Here is a 19,342-nt window from a genome sequence, read left to right as displayed (position 1 = left end):
CGGTGTAAGCGTTGGCTCGGACATGACAGAGATGCTGAAGCTGCCGGTGCTTCCGCTGACCGACTCGGTGGTGCTGCCCGGCATGGTGGTTCCGGTCCGGCTCGATGCGCCGGAGACCCAGGCGGCGGTCGATGCGGCCGGCGCTGACGCAGAGGGTTCCGAGAGCTCGCGGCGCGTGCTCGTCGTCCCGCGCCTGGACGGCAAGTACGCCGCCATCGGCACGGTCGCCGTGCTCGAGCAGGTCGGGCGGATGCCCAACGGTGAGAAGGCCGCCGTCGTGCGCGGCGAGCGGCGGGCGCGGATCGGGTCCGGCGTGACCGGGCCCGGTGCGGCGCTGTGGGTCGAGGCCGAGCCGGTCGAGGAGACCTCGCCGACCGGGCGCACCCACGAGCTGGCCAAGGAGTACAAGGCGCTCGTCGTCTCGATCCTGCAGCAGCGCGGCGCCTGGCAGGTCATCGACTCGGTGCAGCAGACGACGGACCCGTCGCAGCTGTCCGACCTGGCCGGGTGGGCGTCGTACCTGACGAACGAGCAGAAGGCCCAGCTGCTGGCCGAGACGGACGTGACCGCCCGCCTCGAGCTGCTGATCGAGTGGACGAAGGGGCACGTCGCCGAGCAGGAGGTCTCGGAGAAGATCTCCCACGACGTCCGCGAGGGTATGGAGAAGCAGCAGCGGGAGTTCCTGCTGCGCCAGCAGCTCGCCGCGATCCGCAAGGAGCTCGGTGAGGGCGACGGCGACGGCGAGGACGACGACTACCGGACGAAGGTCGAGAACGCCGACCTGCCGGAGCACGTCCGCAAGGCCGCCCTCGCCGAGGTCGGCAAGCTCGAGCGCACGTCCGACCAGAGCCCGGAGGGCGGCTGGATCCGGACCTGGCTGGACACGATCCTGGACATCCCGTGGACCGAGACCACCGTCGACACCGACGACCTGGTCGAGGCCCGGCGGATCCTGGACGCCGACCACGCCGGTCTGGACGACGTGAAGGAGCGGTTGATCGAGTTCCTGGCCGTCCGTTCCCGTCGCGGCAAGAAGGGCCTGGAGTCGATCGGCGGCCGTGGCTCCGGTGCGGTGCTGTCGCTCGTCGGCCCGCCCGGTGTCGGCAAGACGTCGCTGGGTGAGTCCGTCGCGCGGGCGCTGGGACGCAAGTTCGTCCGGGTCGCGCTCGGCGGTGTCCGGGACGAGGCGGAGATCCGCGGCCACCGGCGCACCTACGTCGGCGCGCTGCCCGGCCGGATCGTCCGCGCGATCCGCGAGGCCGGCTCGATGAACCCGGTCGTGCTGCTCGACGAGATCGACAAGGTCGGCAGCGACTTCCGTGGCGACCCCACGGCCGCGCTGCTGGAGGTCCTGGACCCGGCGCAGAACCACACGTTCCGCGACCACTACCTCGAGGTCGACCTGGACCTGTCCAACGTGCTGTTCCTGGCCACCGCGAACGACGCGTCGGGGATCCCCGGCCCGCTCGCGGACCGCATGGAGATGGTGTCGCTGGACGGGTACACCGAGGCGGAGAAGGTCGCGATCGCTCGTGACCACCTGCTGCCGCGGCAGATCGCGAAGGCCGGGCTGGAGACCGCGGACGTCGAGTTCACCGACGTCGCGCTGTCGATGATCGCGGCCGAGTACACCCGCGAGGCCGGTGTGCGGCAGCTGGAGCGGGGCCTGGCGAAGGTCCTGCGGAAGGTGGCCGTGCAGCTGGACGCATCCGAAGACGGCGCTGACGGCGCCGCGGAGCGTCCGGTGCACGTCGACGCGGACGCGCTGGTGACCTACCTGGGCCGGCCGAAGTTCACGCCGGAGTCGGCGGAGCGGACGTCCGTTCCCGGTGTGGCGACCGGTCTGGCCGTCACCGGAGCCGGTGGCGACGTGCTGTTCATCGAGGCCACCTCGATGGAGGGCGACCCTGGCCTGCAGATCACCGGGCAGCTGGGCGAGGTGATGACCGAGTCCGTCTCGATCGCGCTCTCCTACCTGCGGTCCCGCGGTCTGGCCGGTGACCTGGCGTCGCGCAAGCTGCACGTGCACGTGCCGGCCGGTGCGGTCCCGAAGGACGGCCCGTCGGCGGGTGTCACGATGACGACGGCGCTGGCGTCGCTCGCGTCGGGACGTCCCGTCAAGTCCAGTGTGGGCATGACCGGTGAGGTCACGTTGCAGGGCAAGGTCCTCCCGATCGGCGGGGTGAAGCAGAAGCTGCTCGCCGCGCACCGGGCCGGGCTGACCGACGTGATCATCCCGAAGCGCAACGAGCCGGACCTCGACGATCTGCCGGAGTCCGTCCGCGGCGAGCTGACCGTGCACCCGGTCGCCGACGTCGCGGACGTGCTGGAGATCGCCCTGGAGCCGGTGACCACCGCGGTCGACCAGGCCGCCTGACCCGCGCACGACACGGCCCGCCCGTTCCACCCGGAACGGGCGGGCCGTTCGTATGTCCCGGGTGAGATGCGCTTCATCGCTCTCCGGGACGGGACAGACAGCAACCAGCGTCATCTCAACCGGAGGGCAGCGACGTCGAGAGCCAGTGCCTCGGCGACGTCCGCGACGATCCGGTCCCGCTCGTTGCGGATCTCCTGCGAGGTGTACCGGAACACCCTCCATCCGGCCGCGACGAGCCGGGTGTGCCGGGCGATGTCCTTCCGGACCTGCTCGGGCTTCAGGTGCTCACCGCCGTCGTACTCGACGCCGACGCGGTGCTCCGGGTAGGCGAGATCCAGCCAGACGGCGCGGCGGCGGTCGTCGTCGAGCACCGGGTGTTGTACGACGGGCCGCGGGAGCCCGGAGAGGACGAGCAACATGCGGAGCCTGCTCTCGGGTGGCGAGCCGGCCTTCCGATCACAGAACGCCAGGACGTCCGTGAACCGGTACACGCCGCGGGCACGCGCGTAGCGGACCGCGAAGTTGACCAGCAGGTCCGGCGGGAACCGGTGGACCCGCGCCAGCGCGTCGACGGCCACGACGCCCTCGACGAGTCCGGACCGGCAGCCGAGGTCGAACGCGGTGCGCATCGGCGTCGTCGTGCGGACGTCACCGACGACGGCGATCTCTCCGGGGTGCAGACGGTCGCGGCGCACGATCACGCCGTCCCGCGAGCGAAGTCCCCCGCCCGGCACCGCGAGCTCGGCCGGGGCGCGCCACGGCGAGCAGTCCGCGCCCAGCAGCTCCGCGGCGGAGTGCCCGACCAGCACGCCCCGATCACCGCCCCATCGGAACGCCGCCCGCGAGCGCAGCGCCAGGTCGCGGGGCTCGTCCTGGTGGACGCCGTAGATGTCGGGCAGCAGCCGGTCGAACCGGGGGCCGCGCAACACGCTCCACGTCACCAGGCCCGCGTCGACGGCGGCGGAGCCACGGAACGCGGTGGGGAACCCGGGCACGGTCACCCGGTGAGCATCGGAGAACGGACCCGCCCCCGCGGCCGATCCGGCGGAACTGGATGCAGCAGCAAAGTCGATCCCCGTGAGATGACGGTGGTTGCTCTTCCCAGGCGGTCGGACAGCAACCACGGTCATCTCACGGGGGAGGAGGCCCGCTCCGCACCCCTCCGCGGAGCGGGCCGAGTCGGGGATCAGGTCTGGGTCAGGCCGTTGCGGATGCCGTCGTACACCGCGTGTGCGACGCCGGCCGGTGCCAGTGATCCGGTGCGTCGCCAGGCGTAGGTGAGCGGGATCCCCAGGACGAGGCTGACCACCAGTGCCTGGATCTCGAGATAGCCCGGGATCGGGCCGGCCGGGGTGATCGGCAGGTGCCAGGCGCCCCACAGCAGCGACAGGTACACGGCGCTCGCGATGCCCCGTCGTTCCCCGGGGTGCTGCACGTGGGCGTCCAGGGCCCCGCGGAACGCGACCTCCTCCAGCACGAACACCACCGGCAGGTACAGCGCCGCCCACAGCAGGGCGTGCCCGGCCATCGCGACCGGGTCGAACGGGCGCCCGATCAGCAGCAGCGGGACGACGGCGACCAGCCCCAGCACGACGGCCCCGACCAGGATCGTCGGCACCGCCTCGCGCAGCGTCACCAGGAAGCGGGTGCCGCGCAGCGCCCATGCCGCGGGCACGGCGCCGACGATCGCGGCGACCATCCACACCGTCGAGGACCATTCACCGGCCCGCGCGACCTGGACCAGGACCACCGCGGGCGTCACCGCCAGCGCGACGGCGAGCGCCACCCCGACCCGGTCCAGCCGGAACCGGGACGCGTCGCGCAACCACAGCTCGCGCAGCGGGCGGCGGCGGACCACGAGCTGGAACACCAGCGTCAACGGGATGCCCAGCAGCAGGTAGACGTTCGCGTCGACCGGCAGCAGGTAGCCGAGCGCGATCCACACGCCGACGAACGCCGTGCCCTCGACCAGCCGTCGTGCCCGACCCGTCGTCTCGGGCGCCCGTAGTGTCGTCATCGGTTCCTCCCGGTTTCTCCGACGACGGCAACGGTGCCGATCCGGGGGGCCGGAGTCGTCGGCCGCGCGTCGTGATCCGCATCGACCCGCCGGACGGCGCCTGCGGGGTCGGTCTCCGTCCCGTGGCGGAGGGGACCCCCGTCCCGCGACCGACGACGGCACCCGCCGGGGCTGGATACGATCGCCCGACCATGGCCGCCACCACCGATGTCGCGAGCCGGACGCGATCCGTGCGGACGGCGCTGGGCCGTTCGCCGCTCGCCGCCGACGCGCTGCTCGTCGTCGGTCTCGCGGCGCTCGGAGCCGTCTCGGAGATCGTCCTGGTCGCGTCCGCGGCGCCGTGGGCGCCGTCGCCGCCGTTCATCGTCCTGTGGGCGGTCGGGTTCTGCCTTCCACTCCTCGCGCGGCGCCGGTTCCCCTGCACGGTGCTGCTGGTCTGCGCCGTGCACGTGTGGTTCTTCTGGGCGGCCGCCCAGCCGGACGAGTTCATGATGCTGCTCGTGCTCGGCGTCGCCGCGTACAGCGTCGGCGCGTACGCCCGGCGGCGACGTGCCGTGTGGAGCGGAGTGGTCGTGCTCGTCCTGCTCCTGCTGCTGGTCGCGACCGGCGTCGCCGCGGACCTGATCACGCCGGTCGCCGCGGTGGTGAAGACCCTGCTGAACGCGCAGCCCTACGTCGTCGGCGGCGCCCTCGGGGTGACCGTGCGGCGGCTGCGCGAGTACCGCGCCGAGCTCGAAGACCGCAACGCCGAGCTCGCCGTGCAGCGGGAGGCGAACGAGCAGCGCGCGGTGCTGGAGGAGAGAGTGCGGATCGCGCGGGAGCTGCACGACGTCGTCGCGCACCACGTCGTGCTGATGAGCGTGCAGGCGGGCGTCGCGCACCGGCTGTTCGACGACCGCCCGGCCGAGGCGCGCACCGCCGTCGCCGAGGTGCAGGACGGCGGGCGGCGGGCCGTCGCGGAGCTGCAGCGCACGATCGGCGTCCTGCGCGAGAACGCACCGACCGAGGGCCCCGACGCCCCGTCGCCCGGCCTGGACCGGCTCCCGGCGCTGGTCGAGCAGGTCCGCAGGGCAGGGCTACCGGTCGAGCTGACCGTCACCGACGCGCGCGTGGACGACGGTCTCGGCGTGTCCACCTACCGGATCGTGCAGGAGGCGCTGACGAACACGCTCAAGCACGCCGGTCCGGCCCGCGCCACGGTGGACGTCCGGAGCGGACCCGACGGGGTCGAGGTGGAGATCGTCGACGACGGCGCGGGGACGCCCGCGGCGGACGGCGGCGGGCGCGGGCTCGTCGGGATCCGGGAACGGGTGGCGATGCACGGCGGACGGCTCGACGTGGGTCCGCGCGACGGCGGCGGCTACCGGGTGCACGCCGTGCTGGGGCGCGGATGACCGTGCGCCTGCTGCTCGCCGACGACCAGGAGATGGTCCGACGCGGCTTCCGCATGATCCTGGAGAGCGAGCCGGGACTCGAGGTGGTCGCCGAGGCCGCCGACGGCGCGGAGGCCGTCGAGGCGGTCCGGGCGCACCGGCCGGACGTCGCGCTGGTCGACATCCAGATGCCCGGCACCGACGGGCTCACCGCCACCGAGCGGATCCTCGCCCTCGACGGGACGGACACCCGGGTCGTCATCCTCACGACGTTCGAGCGCGACGACTACGTGTTCCGCGCGCTCGGTGCGGGCGCCAGCGGGTTCGTGCTGAAGACGTCCCCACCGGACGAGCTGATCGCGGCCGTGCACGCCGCCGCCCGCGGGGACGCGCTGCTCTCGCCGTCGGTGACCCGGCGGGTGGTCGGCGAGATCGCGCGGCGGAATCGGCCGCCGTCGGAGCCGGGGCTCCAGCGGCTGACCGGGCGGGAGACCGAGGTGCTGCGGCTGCTCGGCCGCGGGCTGGCGAACGCCGAGATCGCCGCGGAGATCGCCGTCAGCGAGGCGACCGTGAAGACCCACGTCTCGTCGGTGCTGTCCAAGCTGGGGCTGCGCGACCGCGTGCAGGCCGTGGTCCTGGCGCACGAACAGGGCCTGACGTGACGAATCGGGCGCGGGGAACGACGTCCCCGGTGTGAGGTTCGCCGTTCCCGTCGTGGCTGTGCTCGCCGTCGCCGCGCTCGCGGTCCTGCACGCCGGAGGGGCCGGTGGGTTCGCCACCGCACCCGCCGGTGCACTCGCGCTGGCCGCCGCCGCAGTGGTGAGTCGGCAGCGGACGGCGCTGGCCGTCGCGCTGCTCGTCTACCTGGTCGCGGCCGTCGTGGCGGCGGCGACCCAGGCACCGGTCGCGGTCGCGCTGTGGGGTGCGGTGTGGATCCCGCCGCTGGCGTTCGCGCAGGTCGCGGCCTCGTCGGCGGTTCGACGACCGGGTGCCGCGGTGTGGGAGCACCGGCTGGTGGTCGGCGTGCTGGGGCTCGTCACCCTGTCCACGCTCCTGCTCACCGCGCCCGCCGACCCGTTCACCGAGGTACCTGCGATCGCGCCCGAGGCGTGGCGTCTGCCGCTCGCTCCGGTCGGCGACGTGCTGACGGCGCTCGGGCTCGTCGCGCTGCTCGTGCTGCCGGTCCGGCTCGGTCGGGCGGCATGGACGTCGACCGGTCCGGCCCGCGCCGCGCTCGGCGTCGCGGCGGCCGGGACGACGGCCGCGCCGCTGACCGTCGTGTTCTGCGTCCTGCTCGCGGTCGCCCGCAACCCCGGGGCGGTCGACCCGGAGCAGGGGTCGGTGGCGTTCCTCGTCGCCCTGTCGGCCTGTGCGTGCTTCTCCGTGGCCGCCGCCGTGCTCGCCTCCGGGGCGGTGAGCGCGCGCTGGCTGCGGACCGTCCTGCGCGTGGTGGCGCTGGCCGTGGCCGGGCTCGTCGTCGCAGGCGTCGGGACGCTGGTGACCGCCGTGCTGGCTCCGACGGCCGCGGCGCTCGCGGTGGCCGCGCTGACCGTCGTCGTGGCCGGAGGGGCGTGGTTCGGTGCGGAGCGGATCGCGGTCGTGCTGACGCCTGCGGAGCCGGATCCCGGCCCGGCGGAGCCGACCGGCGTGCCCGGTCTCACGAAGCGGGAGGCCGAGGTGCTCGGTCTGCTCGCGGACGGGGCGAGCAACGCGGGCATCGCGGCGCGGCTCGTGGTCTCCGAACGGACCGTCGACGCCCATCTGCGGTCGGTGTTCACGAAGCTCGAGCTGCATCCCGCGCCGGACGCGAACCGCAGGGTCCAGGCCGCCCGAATCTGGATGGACCACGCCGGACCTGCGCGAACACCGGGATAGGCGCTGAGGCCGATGTGCCCGTGACGCCTGGCGGAGCACCGTCCGGGACATGATCGCCTCCACCGACGCCCCGGTCAGCACCCGACCGCGGGCCGCACTCGTCGCCCTCTTCGGGCTCCTCGTCGTGGCCCTCGTGGCCCGGCTCGTGTTCACGCTCACCGAGCCACCGTTCGACGGCGGCCTGTCCTACGACGTGCTGCGTGCGCTCGGCCCCGCCTACTGGACGCTCAACCTCTACCTCGGCGGGCCGGGCTACCTGGTCTCCTTCGTCGCGACCGCGATCTTCCTCGTGGTGCTGTCCAGGGCGAGCGTGCTCGGCATCGTCGGCGGGGTGGTGACGTCGCTCGGCGGGACCGTGTTCAGCCTCGCGATCACGGCGGAGGCGCTGCCGTACGCCTACGCGATCGACCCGGCCCGCTTCGGCGATGCCGAGGGCCGCGCGCTCGTCGACGCCTGGAACGCCGACCCGGCCGGACTCGTCGCGCCGATCGTGGGCGGGCAGATCGCGATAGCGCTGGGCGTCGTGATCGGCCTGGTCGCCGTGTTCCTGGCGCGCACGACGCCACGGTGGTTCCCGGTCGTCGTGATCGCGTACGCGCTCGTCACGCAGCTGGTCCCGCTGCCCGACGTGCTCGTGATCCCGGACTACGTCGTGCAGCTGGTACTGCTCGGCGCCATCGGGTGGTTCGGGCTGAGGGCTCCGCGCTCCTAGCGGAACACGACCGTCCGGTTGCCCTGGACGAGGATCCGGTCCTCGAGGTGCCAGCGCAGGCCGCGGGCGAGCACGAGTCGCTCGATGTCCCGTCCGCGCCGGACCATGTCGGCGGCCGTGTCGCCGTGGTCCACCCGGATCACGTCCTGCTCGATGATCGGCCCGGCGTCCAGGTCGGCCGTCGCGTAGTGGCAGGTCGCGCCGATCAGCTTCACACCGCGGGTGTGCGCCTGGTGGTACGGGCGCGCGCCGGCGAACGACGGCAGGAAGCTGTGGTGGATGTTGATCGCGCGGCCGGCCCACGCCTCGCACAGGTGGGCCGGCAGGACCTGCATGAAGCGGGCCAGCACGATCGCGTCCGGGTCGTCGGCGTCGACGAGCTCGCGGACCTGCTGGAACGCGGCCACCTTGCCCTGCTCGCGGGCCTCGTCGCGCGGGCCGGGGAACGGGACGTGATGGAACGGCAGACCGTGCGCCGTCACCAGCGGCTCCAGCACGTCGTGGTTGCCGATGACCTTCGTGACCTCCACCGGCAGCTCGTCGGCCCACACACGTCCGAGCAGGTCGTGCAGGCAGTGCGACTCGCGGGTGACCAGCAGCACCACCCGCTTGCGACGACCGGTGTCGCTGATCCGGTACGTCCCGCCGAGCTCGACGGCGACCTCGCCGAACCGCTCCCGCAGCTCCTCGACGCCGTACGGCACGGACGCCGCGTCGATGACCTGACGTGTGCAGAACACCTTCGCGTCGGCGTCCGAGTGGTAGCCGGCCTCGGTGATCCACGCACCGGCGTCGGCCAGGAACCCGGAGATCCGTGCGACGACGCCGGTGCGGTCCGGGCAGCTCAGCGTGATGACGTAGCGGCGGTCCTCCACGTCAGGAGATCTGCTCGAGCGTGAACTCGGTCTCCGCGGCGAGCAGGCTGCGGATCTGCTCCGCGACCGCCTCCTCGACCTTCGCCCCGACGATCGGCACCTTGACGGTCACCTGGACGTCGATCACGAGCTCGCTGCCCGCGCCGCCGTCGTCGAGACGCATGGTGGCCTTCGCGGTGGCCGGGGTGCCGGCGATCGAGACCTTGCCGGTCCCGGAGTACCCGCCGTCCGCGGGCGCCCAGTTCTCGGTGCGTTTGATCACGACGCGGCCGCCGGGCAGCAGCTTCGTGACCATGTCCGGCAGGTCGGTCGCGTCGATCCCGTGCTGGAGCGTGTACGTGACGCCGCCGTCGCCGGTGGTCTCGTACTCCTGGATCTCGGCGCCCGGCCCGCCCATCTGGACGAGTCGCTTGGCGATCACGTCCCGGTCCACCATCGTCGTGTAGACGCGTTCGGCGGGGTGCTCCGAGGTCGCGCGGTAGTCCAGCGAGCGAGGCATGAGCGGAGGCTACCGTTGTGGCCGTGAGCGCACCCACCTCCACCGATGTCCGGCTCGCCGCGCACACGACGCTCCGCCTCGGCGGACCGGCGACCCGGCTCGTCCCGGCCTCGTCGGCCGACGAGATCGTGGCCGCCGTCGGGGACGCCGACCGGGCCGGTGATCCGGTCCTGGTGCTCGGTGGCGGCTCGAACCTCGTCGTCGCCGACGAGGGGTTCGCCGGCACGGCCGTGCTGCTCGCCTCCCGCGGCGTGCGCACCGGGCGGCGCGACGACGGGTCGGTGCTGGTGACCGTCGAGGCCGGCGAGGATTGGGACGACGTCGTCGCGGCCTGTGTCGACGAGGGGCTCGGCGGGATCGAGTGCCTGTCCGGCATCCCCGGGCGCAGCGGTGCGACGCCGGTCCAGAACGTCGGCGCCTACGGCGTCGAGGTGGCCGACCTGCTCGTGGACGTCGACCTCTACGACCGCCGGGCCGGACGGGTGCGCGAGCACGTCCCGGCCGCGGAGCTCGGCCTCGGCTACCGGACGTCCGTGCTGAAGGGCCGTGACTCCGTCGACGGGGCCATCGTGCTGCGGGTGCGGTTCGCGCTGAGCGGCGACGGGCTCTCCGCGCCGATCCGCTACGCCGAGCTGGCGCGGCGGCTCGACGTCGCGGCGGGGGAGCGCGTCCCGGCCCGCGCCGCGCGGGAGACCGTGCTGGAGCTGCGCCGGGGCAAGGGCATGGTGCTCGACGCGGGCGACCACGACACGTGGAGCGCGGGCTCGTTCTTCACGAACCCGATCGTCGCCGTCGCGGACGCGCCCGATCTCGAGGGCCTGGCGACATGGCCCGCCGGGGACGGCATGCTCAAGCTGTCCGCGGCCGGACTGATCCAGGCCTCCGGCTTCGACCGAGGCCACCCGGGGCCGGGCGGACGGGTGGGACTCTCGTCACGGCACGTCCTCGCCCTCACGAATCGCGGCAGCGGCCGCACGGAGGACCTGCTGGCCCTTGCCCGCGAGGTGCGGGACGGTGTCGCCGCGCGGACCGGCGTCGACCTGCGTCCGGAGCCCGTCCTCGTCGGTTGCTCCATCTGAGGGAGCAGCTCCCGCAAAGGCCGGGCGGCTGTCGGGGGTGACGCGTACGGTCGGGGCCGCTCCCCCGAGTTGCCGGGCAACCTCGTGCCCGCTCAACCGTCCGGGGATGGGGGAGCACGAACGATGCGACGGGGAGACGGATGCGACGCCTGCTGATCATTGCGATCGCGCTGATCGGCGTTCTGGGGGTGGCCACGGCCGTGGCCGTGGCGGCCGGACGGCCGGGGCTCGACGGTGCGGTGTCCGCGCCGGCGTCCACCGACGCGACGGTCACCTACGAACCCACCGCGGGTGCGACGAACGTGAGTCCGGCCACACCGGTCACGGTCCGCGCCGACGGCGGCACGCTGGACCAGATCGCGCTGCGCGACCCGCAGGGTGATCCGGTCGAGGGACAGCTGAACGCGGACCGGACGGCGTGGACCGCCTCCGAGCCGCTGGACTACGACACCGTCTACACCTGGTCCGGCCGTGCGACCGGCGCGGACAACGTGCCGGTCCCGGTGGAGGGCACCGTGTCCACGGTGGCGCCGCGGGACACGGTCCGAGGCACGCTGAACATCGGGGACGACCGGACGGTCGGCGTCGCGGCGCCGATCGAGATCCAGTTCGACACGACGGTGCAGGACAAGGCCGCCGTGGAGAAGGCGTTGAAGGTGACCACGTCGCGGCCGGTCGAGGGCGCGTGGGCCTGGCTGCCGGACGAGAACGGCGGCTCGCGGATCCACTGGCGGCCGAAGCAGTACTGGCCGTCCGGCACGAAGGTCGACGTGGACGCGCCGCTGCTCGGCGTCCCGTTCGGCGGCGGGGACTACGGCAGGGAGAACCTGAGCACGTCGTTCACGATCGGGCGCGCGCAGGTCGTCAAGGCGGACACGAAGTCCTTCCAGATGGTCGTGATGCGCGACGGCAAGCAGGCCGCGTCGTACCCGGCGAGCTACGGGCTGGCGTCGGACCCGAACCGGAACACGCGCTCGGGTATCCACGTCGTCTCGGAGAAGTTCACCGACAAGCGGATGACGAGCGCACAGTACGGCTACGACGTGCAGGAGAAGTGGGCCGTGCGGATGAGCAACAACGGCGAGTTCATCCATGCCAACCCGGCGTCGGCGAGCGCGCAGGGCTCGTCGAACGTCACGCACGGCTGCGTGAACCTCTCGCTGGCCGACGCGAAGGCCTACTACGACACGGCGCTCTACGGGGACCCGGTCGAGGTCACGGGCACACCGGTCCAGCTCTCGCCCGCCGACGGGGACATCTCGGACTGGACGATCCCGTGGGAGCAGTGGAAGGGCATGTCGGCGCTGTAGTGGTTGCGCGACGGGCTCGCGGGGTAGGCCCCGGCATGACCGAGACCCCCGAGTCCGTCGCCCGCGACCGCGCCCCGTCGAGGGCGACCCCGCTGCCCGAGGAGGCGGCAGGTGCCCCGACCGACGGCGACGCCCGCGCGGGCGCCGAGGAGATCCTGCGCGAGTCCGAGGAGCGGATCAGCGGCGCCGAGGAGGGCGACGAGCCGGCCGACGACGCCGAGCAGCGGCGCCGCTCTGAGGAGACGTTGTAACTATTCCTCGCGGTACGCCCGGCTGCCGGACGCCTGGGCGCGCGGCTTGAGCACGATCGAGTCCAGGTTGACGTGCGACGGGCGCGTGGCCGCGAACGAGATCACGTCCGCAACGTCGTCGGCGGTCAGTGGTGTGATGCCCTGGTAGACCTTCGCGGCCCGCTCCTCGTCGCCGTCGAAACGCACGCGGGAGAAGTCCGTCTCGACCATGCCCGGCAGGATCTCGGTGACCCGGATCGGCTGTCCGAGCAGCTCGCCGCGCAGCGTGCGGTGCAGCATCGCCTGGGCGTGCTTGGCTCCGGTGTAGCCGGCGCCGTTGTCGTAGGGCTCGAGCGCCGCGATCGAGGTGACGGTGATGACGTGCCCGTCGCCGGAGTCGCGGAGCTTCGGCAGGAACCCCTTGGTGAGGCGCAGCGTGCCCATCACGTTGGTCTCCCACATCCAGCGCCAGTTGTCCTCGTCGGCCTCCTCGACCTTCTCGAGGCCCTTGGCGCCGCCCGCGTTGTTCACGAGCGTCGTGGCCGACGGCACGGCGTCGACGAACGCGCGCACGGACTCCGCGTCCGTCACGTCCAGCGGGAGCGCGGTCCCGTCGATCTCCTCGGCGATCTCCTCGCAGCGCTCCACGCGCCGGGCGCCGAGCACGACGTGGAAGCCTGCGGCGCCGAGCGCGCGGGCGGTCGCGGCGCCGATCCCGGAGCTGGCTCCGGTGACGACGGCGGTCGGGCGGTCTCCTCCGGCGGTCATGCGACCACCCTAGGAGTCAGCCGTCGTCCACGCCGGACTGAGCGAGCCGGGAGCCGCGGCGGGCGGCGGCGCGCTGCCAGGTGAACACGCTCGCGCCGAACAGGCCCACGCCGATCCCGGCCACGCAGGTCCAGAACGCCTCGCCGAAGGCCCCCGTGACGAGTACCGCGACGACGGCGGCGACCACCCACAGCACGGTGCCCGCCGTGATGACGGGCACGGAATCGTTGAACTTGTGTGACAGCTTGGGCGGATCGGTCACGGGAGCCAGACTACGACCTAGTGTGTCCGCGTGATCGAGCGCTTGTTCGGGGTCGCCGAGCGTGGGTCCACGATCTCCCGGGAGCTGCGCGGGGGACTGGTCACGTTCATGGCGATGGCCTACATCATCGTCCTCAACCCGCTGATCCTCGGGAGCGTCAGCCCGACCGACCCGGCGGCCAAGGTGGACGCGGTCGGCGGGATCCTGCCGATCCCACAGGTCGCGGCCGTCACGGCGCTGGTCGCCGGCGTGATGACCATCCTCTTCGGAGTGATCGCGAACTACCCGTTCGCGATCGCCACCGGCCTCGGGATCAACACGCTGCTCGCGGTGACGATCGCGCCGATGATGAGCTGGCCCGAGGCGATGGGCCTGGTCGTCATCGACGGCGTGATCATCGTCCTGCTGGCCGCGACCGGGTTCCGGACGGCCGTGTTCAACGCCGTGCCGCCCGAGCTCAAGGTCGCGATCGCCGTCGGCATCGGGGCGTTCATCGCGCTGATCGGGCTCGTCGACGCCGGGTTCGTGCGACGGCTGCCGGACGCGGCCAACACGACCGTCCCGGTCTCGCTGGGCATCGACGGGTCGATCGCGTCCTGGCCGACGTTCGTGTTCGTGCTCGGCCTGCTGATCATGGGCGTGCTCGTGGCCCGGGGCGTGCGCGCCGCGATCCTGATCGGCGTCGTCGTGAACACGGTCATCGCGATCGTCATCGAGGCGATCGTCCACGTCGGACCCTCGATGGGGACGAACCCGAAGGGCTGGTCGCTGTCGGTCCCGACGCTGCCGGACCAGATCGTCGGGCTGCCGGACCTGTCTCTGGTCGGCGACGTGTCGTTCGGCGCGTTCTCCCGCCTGGACATCCTGACCGTCGTCCTGCTGATCTTCACGCTGGTGCTCGCGAACTTCTTCGACGCGATGGGCACGCTGACCGGTCTCGGCCAGCAGGCCGGGCTGGCCGACAAGGACGGCAAGCTCCCCAACGTGGGCAAGGCGCTGATCGTCGAGGGCACCGGCGCGGTGGCCGGCGGTGTCGGCTCCGCGTCGTCGAACACGCTGTTCGTGGAGTCCGCGGCCGGCATCGCGGAGGGCGCCAGGACGGGCCTGGCGAACCTGCTCACCGGCCTGCTGTTCCTGGCCGCCATGTTCCTCACGCCGCTCTACGCGATCGTCCCGGTCGAGGCCGCGGCGCCCGCGCTGGTGATCGTCGGGGCGCTGATGTTCCGGCAGATCACCTCGATCGACCTGTCCGAGCTGCGGACGGCGATCCCGGCGTTCCTGACCGTCGTGGTCATGCCGTTCACGTACTCGATCGCCAACGGCATCGGAGCGGGATTCGTCAGCTACGTCGCGCTGTCCGCGGCGACCGGCCGTGCGCGCCAGGTGCACCCGCTGATGTGGGTCGTCGCGGTGGCGTTCGTGGGCTACTTCGCCGTCGGCCCGCTCCGGTCGCTGTTCGCCTGATCTTTCCTCTTGCGCGATGATCTGAGGTTAGGCTAACCTCAGTCTCGTCGCTTCGTGGTGGGAGCGGCGCGTCAGTTCGGGTGATGAGGGGCCTCGGTCGGATTCCGGCCGGGGCCCCTCAGTCGTTCCCGGAGGGTACGCGATCGAAGTTGGGTAAGGCTGCCCTTGGCAGGGCGCCGAACATAGGCTAGCCTCAGTTTCGTCGCTTCGTGGTGGGAGCGGCGCGTCAGTTCGGGACAGAGAAGGCCCCGGCCCACAGGCCGGGGCCTTCTCCGTGTCCAGGGGAGGCCGGCCGCCGAGTCGGTCTCCCCTGGAGGCTCACATGCCGTAGATGCGCACCCAGTCGACCTGGAAGTCGAGCGTCTTCGGCGAGCGCTCGTCGAGCGCCGGGATCCAGTCGTTGCCGTACGGGCCGATGTCCTGCTGGAGGGCCAGGTGCATCGGGCGCGGCGGGATCACGTTCGTGTCCGTCGTCCGGAAGATCTCCTGGCCGTCGATGAAGCCCGCGATGTGGTCCGGAGCCCACTCGACGGCGTAGTTGTGCCACTGCGTGAAGTCGCCCTGGGTCGTGTGGCCGACCTGGCTGTTGTCCTCGCCGTAGTGAACGATGAAGTGCGACTCCTTGCGCTCCCCGTTGGGGATCTCCATGAAGTTGATCTCGCCGCCCTCCGGCCAGTCCTCGGCGTCCGGCCACAGCAGCACGACGTCGCCGTAGCCGCTGCCGACGTTCGTCTTGGCGCGGACCTCCCAGCGCCCGTACTTCTGGCCGTTCGCCCACGCCATCCCGCCGGACGTCTTGCCCTTGCTGGTGATCGTCAGCAGGCCGTCGCGGACCGCGATGTTGTCCTCGCGGTGCCGACCGACGCCACCGGTCGTCTCGCCGGTGTACGGGTTCCACTTCGAGCGGTCGAGCGACGTGCCGTCGAACTCGTCGTTGGCGATCATCGGCCAGTTGTTCTGCACGGCGGCCTCGGTGTCCGAGCGGACCGGGCCGAGCGTCGACCGGTCGTCCGGGCGCCACGGGGCGTCGGTCCCGCCGCCGACACCCGAGGGTGCGGGTGCTTGCGACGGCGGCGGGGACTGGCCGCCCGACGGATCGCGGGTCACGACGACGCCGAGGATCGCGATCAGCGCGCCGACGCACAGGATCGTCAGCAGCGTCATGATCGGCCGCCTGCGGGGACGGTCGTCGTCCGGATCGGGCCCCGACGGCGAACGCGTCGTTTCGGGTGCCTGCGACAACGTGTCTCCTCGGGCTCGCGGCGAACGGTGGCGTCACCGTAGGGATCCGCGGCTGTGGCGACGCTGAGAGGGTTGATCAGCTCGATCCCTGACCGCCTCCGTCGCCGTTCCCTCCTCCGTCGCCGGTGCCGCCGGACCCGCCGCCGTTCTGTTGCCGGCCGTTGGACTGGCTGCCGCTGGACTGGCCGCCGCTGGACTGGCCGCCGCTGGACTGCTGGCCGGACTGGCCGTCGCCGGACTGCTGGCCGCTGGACTGTTGGCCGCTGGACTGCTGGCCGCCGGACTGCTGGTCGCCCGTCGACGCCTGCGCACCGCCGTCGCCGTCCAGGGCGTACTGCTTCACCCAGTCGACCTGCATGCTCGACTCCTGGACGTCGCCACCCTTCGGGAACCAGTCGAGCTGGATGCACAGGTGCATGGGGCCGGGCGGGAGGATCGACGTGTCGTCGGTGTGCCACCACTGCTCGCCGTCGACGTAGGCCGTGATGCCCTGCGGCGTCCACTCCACGGCCCAGTTGTGCCACTGCGTCGCGTCGATGTTCACATCGCCGCTGACCTGCGAGTTGTCCGCGCCGTAGTGCAGGAACAGGTTCGTCTTCTGACGGGTGTGGTCCATCATCTCCATGAAGTCCACCTCCCCGCCCTCCGGGAAGTTCTCGGCATCCGGCCAGAGCAGGAGCAGCGCGTTGTAGGACGGGTCCGACGCGGGCGCCTTCACCCGGCCCTCCCACCGCCCGTACTTCTGGCCGGGCATCCAGGCCATGCCCGCCGTGCTGCCGTCGGAGTCACCGGTGATCGTCAACATCCCGTTCCGGATGCTGACGGCATCGGGCGTGCGGCGCCCGTTCCCGGCGTGGCCGGGGCCGTCGTAGATGTTCCAGCCCTCCGTGCCGTCGGTGAAGTCGTCGCTGCGGACGGGGTTGCCCCATCCGAGCTTCTCGGCGGCGGTCACGCCCTGGCCTGCTGTCTGCATCCCGTCTCCGGTTCCGGCGTCGTTGGTGCTTCCGTCGCCCGAGCCTGCCCCGGATCCCGTGCCGCTCCCCGTCGAACCGTCGCCGTTGCCGTCACCGGTGCCCGACGTGCCGTCACCGGTGCCCGAGGATCCGTCGGGGTTCCCTCCCGATCCGTCGCCGGTACCGCTCGTGCCGTCGGCGTCGCCGGCGTTCTGACCCGTGCCGGTGCCGTTCTGCCCGGTGCCGGTGCCGCCTTGTCCGGTGCCGCTTTGTCCGGTGCCGCCGGAACCCGCTCCACCCGATCCGGCGCCGTCGTTGCCCGACCCGCCTGCGCCGTTGCCGCCGGAGTTCGTTCCGGTGCCGCCGGTACCCGCGCCGCCGTTCTGGCCTGCGCGGTTCCGGCTACCGTTCTCGCCGGTCCCGTTCGTGCCGGACCCGCCGGTGCCGTTGCCCGCTCCGTTCTGGTTCGCGGTGCCGCCGCCGTTCCCGCCCGCGCCGGTTCCGCCGAAGTCAATGGTGCCCGATCCGTTCGTGCCGGCGCCGTTCGGCAGGGCTCCGTTCTGCGTGCCACCGTTCTGCCCTGTCCCGCCGGAACCGGTGCCACCCGAGCCGGTGCCGCCCGAGCCGGTGCCACCCGAGCCGGTGCCGCCTGTGCCGGTGCCCGCCGAGCCGTTCTGACCGGCGGCGCCCGAGCCGTTCTGACCGGCGCCGCCGGGCTCGCCGGTGCGGTTCCCCGAGCCGTTCTGGCCGACCCCGCCGCTTCCGGTTCCGTTCTGACCGGTGCCCGTGCCGCCGGTACCGGTTCCGTTCGTGCCAGCGCCGCCCGACCCCGTTCCGCCGGAGCCGGTTCCGCCGCCCGACCCCGTTCCGCCGGAGCCGCTGCCGCCGCCCGTCCCGGTGCCGCCGGAGCCCGTCCCACCCGAGCTCGACGCGGTCCCGTTCCCCACTCCCGGCGCGGAACCGACGCTGCCCTCCAGCCAGGTCCCCTCGGGAAGCACGGTCGGGACCCGGACACCGCCGCTGCCGGCGGCCGGGGCTGGTGCCGTGCCGCTCCGTGGTGTGGCCGGGGCGGGAGTCGTACCGGTGCTGGGCGCCGGCGTGGCGGCCGGTGGTTCGGTCGCCTGCCCGGCCGGAGGTTCGACGACGGGTGGCGCGGCCGTTCCCGTGCTCGGCGGCGTGGCGGTCGCCGGTGGCGCCACCGTGTCCGGCGGATCACCGGCAGTCGGGTCGGGAGTCACCTGCGGGGTCGCCGTCCGGCTGCGCGGCGCCGTTCCGGGCAGCGGCGCGGCGGCCGGGTCCGTGCCCGGCCGTGTCGCCGCCGGAGCGGGTGTCGCGGCCGGCGGTCGCGTCGCGGTCGGGGCCTGCGTCGCACCGGGTGCCGCGGTGGGCGCGGGCGTCGCAGTCGGCGCCGCGGTCCGGGGCGTGGCCGGTGCCGGAGTTGCCGTCCGGGGAGCGGCTGGTGCCGGAGTTGCCGTCCGAGGAGCGGTCGACGCCGGAGTCCGGTCCGGCTCGGCCGTCGGCGAGGCAGGTTCCGACGTGGACGGCGTGGCGGGTGCGTCGACCGCCGGGGGCGTGCTCGGCGTCGACCCGTCCGGCGTCGACCCGAGGATCGCCCCGCCGGGACCGGCGATCAGCACGATCACCGTGACACCCTTGGCCAGTAGTTTCTTGATCAGCTCTTCGAGCTCGTCGGTGGTCATGTCCTTCGCTCCTGGTCCTCAGCCGTCGCCGGCCGGGAGTGCTGGCGTGTCGGGGGTGTCCGGGGTCTCGGCGACGACGAGCCACCGGCCGTCCGGCTGCCGGTGCACGACGACGCGGGTCAGCAGCCGCGACGACGCCGCCGATTCGCCGGGCGCGCCGGTCGTCGTGCGGACGGTCGCCAGGAACGCCCTGCGGGTGTCGTCGGGGTCCGATGCCGCATCCGTCAGCTGCTCGACAGCGGCGACCCGCCGGGCTCCCGGCGGCGGCGCGTCGACGACGGTCACGCCGACGACGGCGGGCGGGCTGCCCGGCTCGGCGTAGCGGGCGGCGTCCAGCCGGGTCCGCCCGGCGTCGGACGGACCGGCCGCGTAGGCCGCGACGAGGTAGGCCCGCGCGACCGCGTCGGCACCGTCCGGCACGGGGTACCCGACGGCCGGCGGCAGGTCGCCGCGCTCGACGTCCGGTCCACCGAGCACGGCGCGGTCGTCGGAGCTCAGCACGGACGGCGAGGGGCCCGGCGCGAGCAGCCACGCCCCGAGCCCGACCGCGACCAGCACGGCGGCGATCGACGTCAGCACGGGTACGAGGGACCGGCGGGTCACGGC

General features: G+C 73.0%; 18 protein-coding genes. 9 read left to right on the top strand and 9 right to left on the bottom strand.

Annotated elements, in window-relative coordinates; translation table 11 throughout:
- Nucleotides 1–22 precede the first annotated feature (22 nt).
- The gene (gene lon, locus EV378_RS13960; RefSeq protein ID WP_207908663.1) at nt 23–2,377 is read left to right on the top strand and encodes an endopeptidase La; all 2,355 of its coding nucleotides are present in this window, start codon (nt 23–25) and stop codon (nt 2,375–2,377) included.
- Between the two features lie 110 nt (nt 2,378–2,487).
- Here the strand turns inward: lon and EV378_RS13955 are convergent, their stop codons facing one another.
- Complete coding sequence (locus EV378_RS13955) at nt 2,488–3,378, bottom strand: endonuclease domain-containing protein (protein ID WP_132424982.1); 891 nt, start codon at nt 3,376–3,378, stop codon at nt 2,488–2,490.
- Between the two features lie 185 nt (nt 3,379–3,563).
- Nucleotides 3,564–4,394: a CPBP family intramembrane glutamic endopeptidase gene (locus EV378_RS13950; RefSeq protein WP_132424979.1), complete on the bottom strand. Its 831-nt coding sequence runs from the start codon at nt 4,392–4,394 to the stop codon at nt 3,564–3,566.
- 191 nt (nt 4,395–4,585) lie between these two features.
- On the opposite strand from EV378_RS13950, the gene EV378_RS13945 reads away from it, so the two are divergent.
- From EV378_RS13945 to EV378_RS13930, 4 genes are read left to right on the top strand one after another with little or no spacing between them, the layout of a single operon-like run.
- Nucleotides 4,586–5,788 carry a sensor histidine kinase gene (locus EV378_RS13945; protein ID WP_165922281.1) on the top strand — a complete coding sequence of 401 codons (1,203 nt, stop codon included), beginning with the start codon at nt 4,586–4,588 and terminating at the stop codon, nt 5,786–5,788.
- Nucleotides 5,785–6,429: a response regulator gene (locus EV378_RS13940; RefSeq protein ID WP_132424976.1), complete on the top strand. Its 645-nt coding sequence runs from the start codon at nt 5,785–5,787 to the stop codon at nt 6,427–6,429. Before EV378_RS13945 ends, EV378_RS13940 begins: the two co-directional genes overlap by 4 nt.
- A gap of 52 nt (nt 6,430–6,481) precedes the next feature.
- Entirely contained in the window at nt 6,482–7,642 is a 1,161-nt protein-coding gene (locus EV378_RS36300; protein WP_165922280.1) for a helix-turn-helix transcriptional regulator, read from the top strand.
- Between the two features lie 49 nt (nt 7,643–7,691).
- Nucleotides 7,692–8,354 (top strand): hypothetical protein, encoded by a 663-nt coding sequence (locus tag EV378_RS13930; RefSeq protein ID WP_132424970.1) that lies wholly within the window; start codon nt 7,692–7,694, stop codon nt 8,352–8,354.
- On the opposite strand, the gene purU is transcribed toward EV378_RS13930, so the two are convergent.
- Together purU and EV378_RS13920 are read right to left on the bottom strand one after the other, a co-directional pair.
- Nucleotides 8,351–9,229: a formyltetrahydrofolate deformylase gene (gene purU / locus EV378_RS13925; RefSeq protein ID WP_132424967.1), complete on the bottom strand. Its 879-nt coding sequence runs from the start codon at nt 9,227–9,229 to the stop codon at nt 8,351–8,353. The genes EV378_RS13930 and purU overlap by 4 nt on opposite strands.
- A gap of 1 nt (nt 9,230) precedes the next feature.
- Nucleotides 9,231–9,728 (bottom strand): DUF2505 domain-containing protein, encoded by a 498-nt coding sequence (locus EV378_RS13920; RefSeq protein ID WP_132424964.1) that lies wholly within the window; start codon nt 9,726–9,728, stop codon nt 9,231–9,233.
- A 23-nt stretch (nt 9,729–9,751) separates the two neighbouring features.
- On the opposite strand from EV378_RS13920, the gene EV378_RS13915 reads away from it, so the two are divergent.
- From EV378_RS13915 to EV378_RS13905, 3 genes are all read left to right on the top strand, one after another.
- Entirely contained in the window at nt 9,752–10,807 is a 1,056-nt protein-coding gene (locus EV378_RS13915; protein WP_132424961.1) for a UDP-N-acetylmuramate dehydrogenase, read from the top strand.
- A gap of 140 nt (nt 10,808–10,947) precedes the next feature.
- Nucleotides 10,948–12,117 (top strand): L,D-transpeptidase, encoded by a 1,170-nt coding sequence (locus EV378_RS13910; protein ID WP_132424958.1) that lies wholly within the window; start codon nt 10,948–10,950, stop codon nt 12,115–12,117.
- A 35-nt stretch (nt 12,118–12,152) separates the two neighbouring features.
- Nucleotides 12,153–12,368, top strand: coding sequence for a hypothetical protein (locus EV378_RS13905; protein WP_132424955.1), 216 nt, complete (start codon nt 12,153–12,155; stop codon nt 12,366–12,368).
- Here EV378_RS13905 and EV378_RS13900 read toward each other — a convergent pair whose 3' ends face one another.
- Together EV378_RS13900 and EV378_RS13895 are read right to left on the bottom strand one after the other, a co-directional pair.
- Nucleotides 12,369–13,115 (bottom strand): SDR family NAD(P)-dependent oxidoreductase, encoded by a 747-nt coding sequence (locus EV378_RS13900; RefSeq protein WP_132424952.1) that lies wholly within the window; start codon nt 13,113–13,115, stop codon nt 12,369–12,371. It abuts the gene before it with no gap.
- A gap of 16 nt (nt 13,116–13,131) precedes the next feature.
- Nucleotides 13,132–13,377 carry a DUF2530 domain-containing protein gene (locus tag EV378_RS13895; RefSeq protein WP_243653447.1) on the bottom strand — a complete coding sequence of 82 codons (246 nt, stop codon included), beginning with the start codon at nt 13,375–13,377 and terminating at the stop codon, nt 13,132–13,134.
- Nucleotides 13,378–13,407: 30 nt separating this feature from the next.
- Between EV378_RS13895 and EV378_RS13890 the strand changes: the two genes are divergently transcribed.
- Nucleotides 13,408–14,841, top strand: coding sequence for an NCS2 family permease (locus EV378_RS13890; protein ID WP_132424949.1), 1,434 nt, complete (start codon nt 13,408–13,410; stop codon nt 14,839–14,841).
- Nucleotides 14,842–15,159: 318 nt separating this feature from the next.
- Here EV378_RS13890 and EV378_RS13885 read toward each other — a convergent pair whose 3' ends face one another.
- The 3 genes from EV378_RS13885 to EV378_RS13875 all read right to left on the bottom strand — a co-directional run bounded on the left by EV378_RS13885 (nt 15,160) and on the right by EV378_RS13875 (nt 19,339).
- Nucleotides 15,160–16,005, bottom strand: coding sequence for a glycoside hydrolase family 16 protein (locus tag EV378_RS13885; protein WP_132424946.1), 846 nt, complete (start codon nt 16,003–16,005; stop codon nt 15,160–15,162).
- A gap of 154 nt (nt 16,006–16,159) precedes the next feature.
- On the bottom strand, nt 16,160–18,736 hold the full coding sequence (locus EV378_RS36755; RefSeq protein ID WP_207908662.1) for a family 16 glycosylhydrolase: 2,577 nt from the start codon (nt 18,734–18,736) through the stop codon (nt 16,160–16,162).
- 18 nt (nt 18,737–18,754) lie between these two features.
- Nucleotides 18,755–19,339, bottom strand: coding sequence for a hypothetical protein (locus tag EV378_RS13875; protein ID WP_132424943.1), 585 nt, complete (start codon nt 19,337–19,339; stop codon nt 18,755–18,757).
- Nucleotides 19,340–19,342: the final 3 nt, after the last annotated feature.

Source organism: Pseudonocardia endophytica (assembly GCF_004339565.1).
Lineage (GTDB): Bacteria > Actinomycetota > Actinomycetes > Mycobacteriales > Pseudonocardiaceae > Pseudonocardia > Pseudonocardia endophytica.
Note: the sequence above shows the minus strand (reverse complement) of the source record. Positions and strands in the feature narration are given on the sequence as shown.

What these genes read in the sequence shown, in the direction of transcription:
- lon (WP_207908663.1), top strand. Translation starts at nt 23, where the DNA reads ATGACAGAGATGCTGAAGCTGCCGGTGCTTCCGCTGACCGACTCGGTG.
- EV378_RS13950 (WP_132424979.1), bottom strand. Translation starts at nt 4,394, where the DNA reads ATGACGACACTACGGGCGCCCGAGACGACGGGTCGGGCACGACGGCTG.
- EV378_RS13945 (WP_165922281.1), top strand. Translation starts at nt 4,586, where the DNA reads ATGGCCGCCACCACCGATGTCGCGAGCCGGACGCGATCCGTGCGGACG.
- EV378_RS13940 (WP_132424976.1), top strand. Translation starts at nt 5,785, where the DNA reads ATGACCGTGCGCCTGCTGCTCGCCGACGACCAGGAGATGGTCCGACGC.
- EV378_RS13930 (WP_132424970.1), top strand. Translation starts at nt 7,692, where the DNA reads ATGATCGCCTCCACCGACGCCCCGGTCAGCACCCGACCGCGGGCCGCA.
- EV378_RS13920 (WP_132424964.1), bottom strand. Translation starts at nt 9,728, where the DNA reads ATGCCTCGCTCGCTGGACTACCGCGCGACCTCGGAGCACCCCGCCGAA.
- EV378_RS13910 (WP_132424958.1), top strand. Translation starts at nt 10,948, where the DNA reads ATGCGACGCCTGCTGATCATTGCGATCGCGCTGATCGGCGTTCTGGGG.
- EV378_RS13905 (WP_132424955.1), top strand. Translation starts at nt 12,153, where the DNA reads ATGACCGAGACCCCCGAGTCCGTCGCCCGCGACCGCGCCCCGTCGAGG.
- EV378_RS13900 (WP_132424952.1), bottom strand. Translation starts at nt 13,115, where the DNA reads ATGACCGCCGGAGGAGACCGCCCGACCGCCGTCGTCACCGGAGCCAGC.
- EV378_RS13885 (WP_132424946.1), bottom strand. Translation starts at nt 16,005, where the DNA reads ATGACGCTGCTGACGATCCTGTGCGTCGGCGCGCTGATCGCGATCCTC.
- EV378_RS36755 (WP_207908662.1), bottom strand. Translation starts at nt 18,736, where the DNA reads ATGACCACCGACGAGCTCGAAGAGCTGATCAAGAAACTACTGGCCAAG.